Origin of the sequence: Streptomyces sp. NRRL S-118, from assembly GCF_000716335.1 — a bacterium.
Classification (GTDB): Bacteria; Actinomycetota; Actinomycetes; order Streptomycetales; family Streptomycetaceae; genus Streptomyces.
This window is the reverse complement of sequence record NZ_JOBL01000278.1, coordinates 1-7,316: the sequence shown is the minus strand read 5'-3', so window position 1 is coordinate 7,316 and position 7,316 is coordinate 1. Positions and strand designations below refer to the sequence as shown.

The following is a 7,316-nucleotide window of genomic DNA, read 5'->3' as shown; positions in this document are numbered from 1 at the left end:
CTGGAAGGAGACGGCCTCCGCCGTCCGCCCGCTGCCGCGTGACGGTTCCGGTGACGACGGCGCCAACACCTTCGGCGCGGCGGCCGTCACGTCCGTGCGGCTCGACCGCGCCGGGACGGAGGCGCTGCTGCAGCGCGTGCCCGCCGCGTACCGCACCCACATCAACGACGTGCTGCTCACCGCGCTCGGCCGCGTGCTGCGCGACTGGGCGGGCGACCCGGTGACGATCGCCCTCGAAGGCCACGGCCGCGAGGAGCTGTTCGACGACGTGGACCTGTCCCGCACGGTCGGCTGGTTCACCACCATCCACCCGGTCACGCTGGACGTGCCCGACGGGGACTGGGGGCAGGCCCTCAAGTCGGTGAAGGAGCGGCTGCGGGCCGTCCCGGGCCGCGGCATCGGGTACGGGGCGCTGCGCCACCTGTCGGAGCCGGGCAGCCCCGCGCTCACCGCGCTGGGGACCGCCCCGCACCCCGAGGTCAGCTTCAACTACCTCGGTCAGTGGGACGGCTCCACCGGGGACAGCGGCCTGGTGCGCGCCCGGCTGGCCGCGCTCGGCGCCGACCAGGCGCCCGAGCAGCCCCGCCCGCACACCATCGACATCGTGGCCGCCGTCGGCGACGGCGAGCTGCGCGTCGACTGGATCCACGCCCCCGCCGTGCACCGCACCGCCACCGTGCGGCGGCTCGCGGACGCGTTCCTCGCCGCGCTGCGCGGGGTGGTGGAGCACTGCCTGGACCCGCGGAACGGCGGCGCGACCCCGTCGGACTTCCCGCTCGCCCGGCTCGACCAGGCGGCCGTGGACCGGATCGCCGGCGACGGCCGGGACGTCGAGGACATCCATCCGCTGACGCCCCTGCAGAGCGGCATGCTGTTCCACACCCTGTCCGACCCGGGCGCGTACGCCGAGCAGATGTCCTTCGAGCTCGACGGCGTCACCGACCCCGCGCTGCTGGCGCGCGCCTGGCAGGCGGTCGCCGACCGTGTCGGCGTGCTGCGCGCCTCGCTGGAGTGGCGGGACGTGGAGCGCCCGCTGATGGTGGTCCACCGCCGGGCCGAGCTGCCGGTCACCCACCTCGACTGGCGTGCCCTGCCCGCCGCCGAGCGGGACGAGGCGGTGCGGCGTCTCCTGGCCGAGGACCTCGCCCGGCCGGTGGACCTGACCACCGCTCCGCTGATGCGCCTCACCGTCGTCCGGCTGACGGACGCGTCGGTGCGGCTGGTGTGCGCCTTCCACCACATCCTGCTGGACGGCTGGTCCACCTTCGACGTCCTCGCGCGGACCCACAAGGCGTACGCGGACCTGGCGGCCGGCCGGGAGCCCGCGCTGCCCACCGGCCGGCCCTTCGGCGCGTACGTCGAGTGGCTGGAGCGGCAGGACCTGGCGGCGGCCGAGACGTACTGGCGGGACACCCTCGCCGGTTTCCGGGCGCCGACCCCGCTCCCCGCCCTCCGGCACCCCGCGCCCGGCCACCGCACGGGATCCACCGCCCGGATCACGCGTCGTCTGTCGCCGGCGGCCTCCCGCGAACTGTTCGACTTCGCCCGCCGGCAGCGGCTCACCGTCAACACGGTGCTCCAGGGCGCCTGGGCGCTGCTGCTCGCCCGGCACGCCGGAGCGGACGACGTCGTGTTCGGCGCCACCGTCTCGGGCCGCCCGGCCGACCTGCCGGGTGCCGAGTCGATGATCGGCATGCTGATCAACACGCTGCCGGTACGGGTCCGCGTCGACGGGACCGCACCGGTCGCCGACTGGCTGGCGCAGGTGCAGCGGGCGCAGGTCGAGGCACGCCAGTACGAGTACGTGCCGCTGCCGCGCATCCAGGCGTGCGGCGACGTCGAGCGCGGCGACGACCTGTTCCGCACCCTGGTCGTCTTCGAGAACTACCCGATGGACGACGAGGCGGCCGCCTCACACGGGCTGCGCGTCCGCGGCCTGACCGGCACCGAGGCGACCAACTACCCGCTGAACCTCATCGCCTACGGCGGTGACGAGCTGGCCTACACCCTCGCGTACGACGCGGAGCTGTACGACCGGGAGACCGCCACCCGGCTGTGCGGCCACCTGGAGGCCCTGCTGACCGCGCTGCCCGCCGCCGGCGATGCCGCCCCGGTGGGCGAGGTGCCGATGCTCACGGCCGCGGAGGCCGAACTCACCGTACGGGCCTGGAACGACACCGCCCGCGACCTGCCGGAGGTCTCGCTCACGGAGCTGTTCGCCGCGCGGGCCGCCGCGCACCCCGACGCCGTCGCCCTGACGTACGGGGACGAGGAGCTGACGTACCGCGAGCTGGACGAGCGGGCCGGCCGGCTCGCCCATCACCTGGTGTCGCTGGGTGCCGGACCCGGCGCGTTCGTCGGCCTGTGCCTGGAGCGGGGCGCGCACGCGGTCACCGCGCTGCTCGCCGTCCTGAAGGCCGGCGCCGCGTACGTGCCGCTGGACCCGGACTATCCGGCCGACCGGCTCGCGTACATGATCGGTGACGCCGGGGTGGAGCTCGTGGTCACCGAGGAGGCGACGCGCGACCGGCTGCCCGCCTCCGCGGCCCGCACCGTCGACCTGGACGGGGACGCCGCGGCGGTGGCCGTACGGCCGGCGACGGCGCCCGGGCCGCACCCGGCCCCGGACCACGTCGCGTACGTGATGTACACCTCCGGCTCGACCGGTACCCCGAAGGGCGTGCTCACCCCGCACCGGGCCGTCGTCCGGCTGGTGCACGAGGCGGCGTACACGGACGTCGGCCCGGGTGACACGGTCGCGCAGTTCGCCTCGCTGTCCTTCGACGCGTCGACGTTCGAGGTGTGGGCGGCCCTCCTGCGCGGGGCGCGGCTGGCCGTGCACCCGCAGGGGCTGCCCACGCCGGCGGAGCTGGGCCGGTTCCTCAAGGAACGCGGCGTCACGCACCTGTGGCTCACCGCGGGCCTGTTCCACCAGGTCGCGGACGACGACATCGGTGCGTTCTCAGGGCTGCGGCAGCTCGTCGCGGGCGGTGACCGGCTCTCCCCGGAGCACTGCGCCCGGGTCCTGGACGCGCACCCGGCGCTGCGGCTCACCAACGGGTACGGTCCCACCGAGGCCACCACGTTCACCACCACCCACGACGTGCGCGGCTCCCTGGGCGGCGGTTCCGTGCCGCTGGGCTCCCCGCTGCCCAACACCCGCGTGCACGTGCTGACCGAGGGGCTCACCCCCGCGCCGGTCGGTGTGCCGGGCGAGCTGTACATCGCCGGCGACGGCCTGGCCCACGGTTATCTGGGGCGGCCGGGTCTGACGGCGGAACGGTTCGTCGCCGACCCGTTCGGCGCGCCCGGCGCCCGGATGTACCGGTCGGGGGACCTCGTGGCGTGGCGAGCGGACGGCACCCTGGAGTTCCTCGGCCGCACCGACGGACAGGTGAAGATCCGCGGCTTCCGGATCGAGACCGGCGAGGTCGAGGCCGCGCTCGTCACCCACCCGGCGGTCGGTGACGCGGCCGTCGTCCCGCACACCGACCCGGCGTCGGGCCGCACCGTCCTGGTGGGCCACGTGGTCCCGGCCGACGGGGCGCCGGTGCCCGGGGCGGCCGAGCTGCGCGCCCACCTGGCGGCGTCGCTGCCCGAGCACATGCTCCCGGCCGTGTTCACCACGCTGGAGGCGCTGCCGCTGACCGCCAACGGCAAGGTCGACCGCAGGGCGCTGCCCGCCCCCGAGCAGCGTCTCGCCACCGGCACGGCGTACGAGGCCCCGGCGACGCCCACCGAGGAGCTGATCGCCGAGGTGTGGCAGGAGTTGCTGGGTGCCGAACAGGTCGGGGTCCACGACGACTTCTTCGAGCTGGGCGGCGACTCGCTGCTCGCCCTGCGCACAGTGTCGCGGATCAACGCCCTGTTCGGTACCGCCCTGTCGCCGCGTGCGCTCTTCGAGAGGCCGACGGTCGCCGGGACCGCCGCCGGTGTCGAGGAGCTGGTCCTGGCCGAGCTGGAAGCGGCCGCCGGGACGTCCTGACCCACCCCCGCCCCCCTTCATCCCTCACGCGAAAGGTCCATCGTGTCCAACCCCTTCGAGCAGTCCGACCGTTCGTACGACGTCCTCGTCAACGAGGAGGGCCAGTACTCGCTGTGGCCCACCGGCACCGCCGTGCCGGCCGGCTGGGAGACCGTTCTCGCCGACCGGCCCCGCGAGGAGTGCCTCGCCCATGTCGAGGCGCACTGGACCGACATGCGCCCGCGCAGCCTGCGCACCGCCACCGCCTGACCCGGGCCGCCGCCCGGTCCCCCGCCACCGCCGGCGGGGGGCCGGACGGGCCGCCTTCTCGACCTGCTGACCAGCACTCTCCTGGGGGATCCCGCCAATGAACACGCCGTCTTCCCGCGCGGACCGGATAGCCGCCCTTCCCGAACGACTCCGCGAGGCGCTCGCCCAGCGGCTGGCTGGCCAGGGCGGGGCCGCCGCGGCCGCCGCGCCCCTGGTCCCGGCGGTGCCGCGCGACGGTGATCTGCGGCTGTCCTTCGGCCAGCAGCGTCTGTGGTTCCTGGAGGACTTCGCGCCGGGTGGCGCCGACTACCACTCGGCGCTGCCCGTCCGGATCAGCGGGCCCCTCGACGCGGACGCGCTGCGGGCCGCCGTCCGCGACCTGGTGGCCCGCCACGAGGCGCTGCGGACGACCTTCGCCTCCCGGGACGGCCGGGGCGTGCAGATCGTCCACGACCGGCTCGACCCCGGCTGGGGGACCGTCGACGCCGAGGACGAGGACGCCGCGCGGAACGCCGTGCGGGCGGAGATGAGGCGCCCGTACGACCTGACGGCCGGCCCCCTGGTCCGCGTCCTGCTGGTGCGCCTCTCCGACGTGGAGCACATCTGCGTGCTGGGGATGCACCACATCGTCACGGACGGCTGGTCCATGGGCGTCGTCGCCCGCGAACTGGGCGAGCTGTACGCGGCCCGCACCGAGGGCCGCGAGCCCCGCCTGCCGGAGGTCCCGGTCCAGTACCCGGACTTCGCCGCCTGGCAGCGTGGCCGGCTGGAGGAGGGCGGCCTGCTGGAGGAGCACCTCGGCTGGTGGCGCGAGCAGCTGAAGGGCATCGCCCCGCTGGAGCTGCCCACCGACCGGCCGCGGCCCGCCGTGCGCTCGTCGGCCGGCGCGGTGTACGGCTTCGAGCTGCCCGACGACACGGTGGCGGGGCTGAAGGAGCTGGCCCGGGAGCGCGGCGCGACGCTGTTCATGGCGCTGACGGCCGCGGTGAAGACGGTCTTCGCGCGCTGGTCCGGTCAGGAGGACATCGCCGTCGGCACGTCCTCCGCCGGGCGTGGCCACCGGGATCTGGAGCAGTTGGTCGGGTTCCTCGTGAACACCGTCGTCCTGCGCACCCAGGTCGACCAGGAGCTGACGTTCGCGGAGCTGCTGGGCCGCGTGAAGGACACCGTCCTGGACGCGTTCGCCCATGAGGACATCCCGTTCGACAAGCTGGTCGAGGCGGTGCAGCCGGAGCGCGACCCGAGCCGCACGGCACTCGTGCAGGCCATGGTCGTACTGCAGAACACCCCGGCCGACGCGCTGGCCCTCGCGGGCACGACCGTCTCCCCGTACCCGCTGGACCGCGACGCCTCCCTGTTCGACCTCACCTTCGAGTTCGAGGAGCGCGACGGGCGCCTGCACGGCCTGGTCGAGTACAGCACCGACCTCTTCGACGAGCGGACGGTCGCCCGGCTGGCCGGCCACCTCGGCGTGCTCCTGGCCGGCGCGGTGGCCGACCCCGACCGGCCCGTGGCGGCCCTGCCGCTGCTCACCGAGGACGAGCGCCGCCAGGTCGCCACCGACTGGAACGCCACCGGACTGCCAGCGGGCGACGGCGCCCTGATCCATCAGCGGCTGGCGGCGCAGGCCGCCCGTACCCCCGACGCGGTCGCCGTGATCGCCGAGGACGCCACCCTCAGCCACCGGGAGCTGGACGAGCGCGCCAACCGGCTCGCCCACCACCTGATCGCGCTCGGCGCCGGCCCCGGCTCCCTGGTGGGCCTCGGCGTGGAGCGCGGCTCCGCCATGGCCGTCGGCATCCTCGGCATCCTCCGGGCGGGCGCCGCGTACGTACCGCTCGATCCCGGCTTCCCGGCCGACCGTCTCGCGTACATGCTGGCGGACTCGGGCGCCCGGATCGTCGTCACGCAGTCCGCGGTGCGCGACCGCCTGCCGGCCGCCGACGGCCTGCGGATCGTGGACCTGGACACGGAGCGGGAGGCGATCGGGCGGCTGCCCGCCACCCCGCCGCGCACCGCCGTCACCGCCGGGGACCTGGCGTACGTCATCTACACCTCGGGCTCCACCGGCGAGCCCAAGGGGGTCGCCGTCGAGCACCGCAACGTCCGGCACATCGTCACGGCCTGGGACGAGCGGTACGGGCTGGAGGCGCTGAAGCTTCGTTTCCTGTCGGTGTCGAGCCTCTCCGTCGACCTGTTCTTCGCCGACCTCATCCGCTCCCTGCCCTTCGGCGGCGCGCTGATCATCGCGTCGAAGGACGTCACCACCGAGCCGTCGGCGCTGCTCGACCTGATCGCCGCGACGGGCGCGACGGGCCTGGAGATCGTCCCCTCGCTCCTCAACGCCGTCCTGCAGGAGGTCGAGCGGCGCGGTGAGGCGTTCCCGCCGCTGCGGCTGATCTCGGTCGGCTCCGAGGGCTGGCGGGTCGAGGACTGCCGTGCCCTGCTGCACCGCATCCGGCACGACTGCGTCGTCGTCAACGCGTACGGGGGCACCGAGGCGACCGTCGACTCGACGGTCTTCGCCCCGACCGAGGAGAGCCTGCTCGGCCAGGTGTACGTGCCGATCGGCCGTCCGCTGCCCAACACCCGCGTCTACGTCCTCGACACGCACGGCAACCTCGTCCCGCCGGGCGTCCCGGGCGAGATCTGGATCGGCGGCGACGGTGTGGCGCGCGGCTACCACGGCCGCCCGGAACTGACCGCCGAGCGGTTCATTGACAGCCCCTTCGTGCCGGGCGACCGGCTGTACCGCACCGGGGACCGGGCGCGCTGGCTGGCCTCCGGGGACCTGGAGTTCCTGGGGCGCGCCGACGACCAGGTCAAGATCCGGGGCTTCCGCATCGAGCTGGGCGAGGTGGAGAGCGCCCTGCTGACCCACCCGGACGTGCGGGACGCGGTGGTCCTCGCCTGGCAGGACGACACCGGCCGGCGGCGCCTCGTGGCGTACGCCGTGACCGAGGGCGCCGACGCCGGGGCGCGGACGTCCGACCTGCGCGCCCACCTGTCGGGACTGCTGCCCGACTACATGGTGCCCGCCGTCTTCGTCGGCCTCGACCGGCTGCCGCTGACGCCGAACGGC

The 7,316-nt window shown here is 75.0% G+C and carries 3 protein-coding genes; all 3 read left to right on the top strand.

Annotated features, from left to right (window positions below):
• Positions 1-3,985: non-ribosomal peptide synthetase (locus tag IH00_RS0103210; protein WP_039946124.1), on the top strand; the 3,985-nt coding region annotated here is incomplete at its 5' end.
• A gap of 42 nt (positions 3,986-4,027) precedes the next feature.
• Entirely contained in the window at positions 4,028-4,234 is a 207-nt protein-coding gene (locus tag IH00_RS0103205) for an MbtH family protein (protein WP_031069290.1), read from the top strand.
• A 97-nt stretch (positions 4,235-4,331) separates the two neighbouring features.
• The coding region (locus tag IH00_RS0103200; RefSeq protein ID WP_039946122.1) for a non-ribosomal peptide synthetase at positions 4,332-7,316 on the top strand (2,985 nt) is incomplete at its 3' end.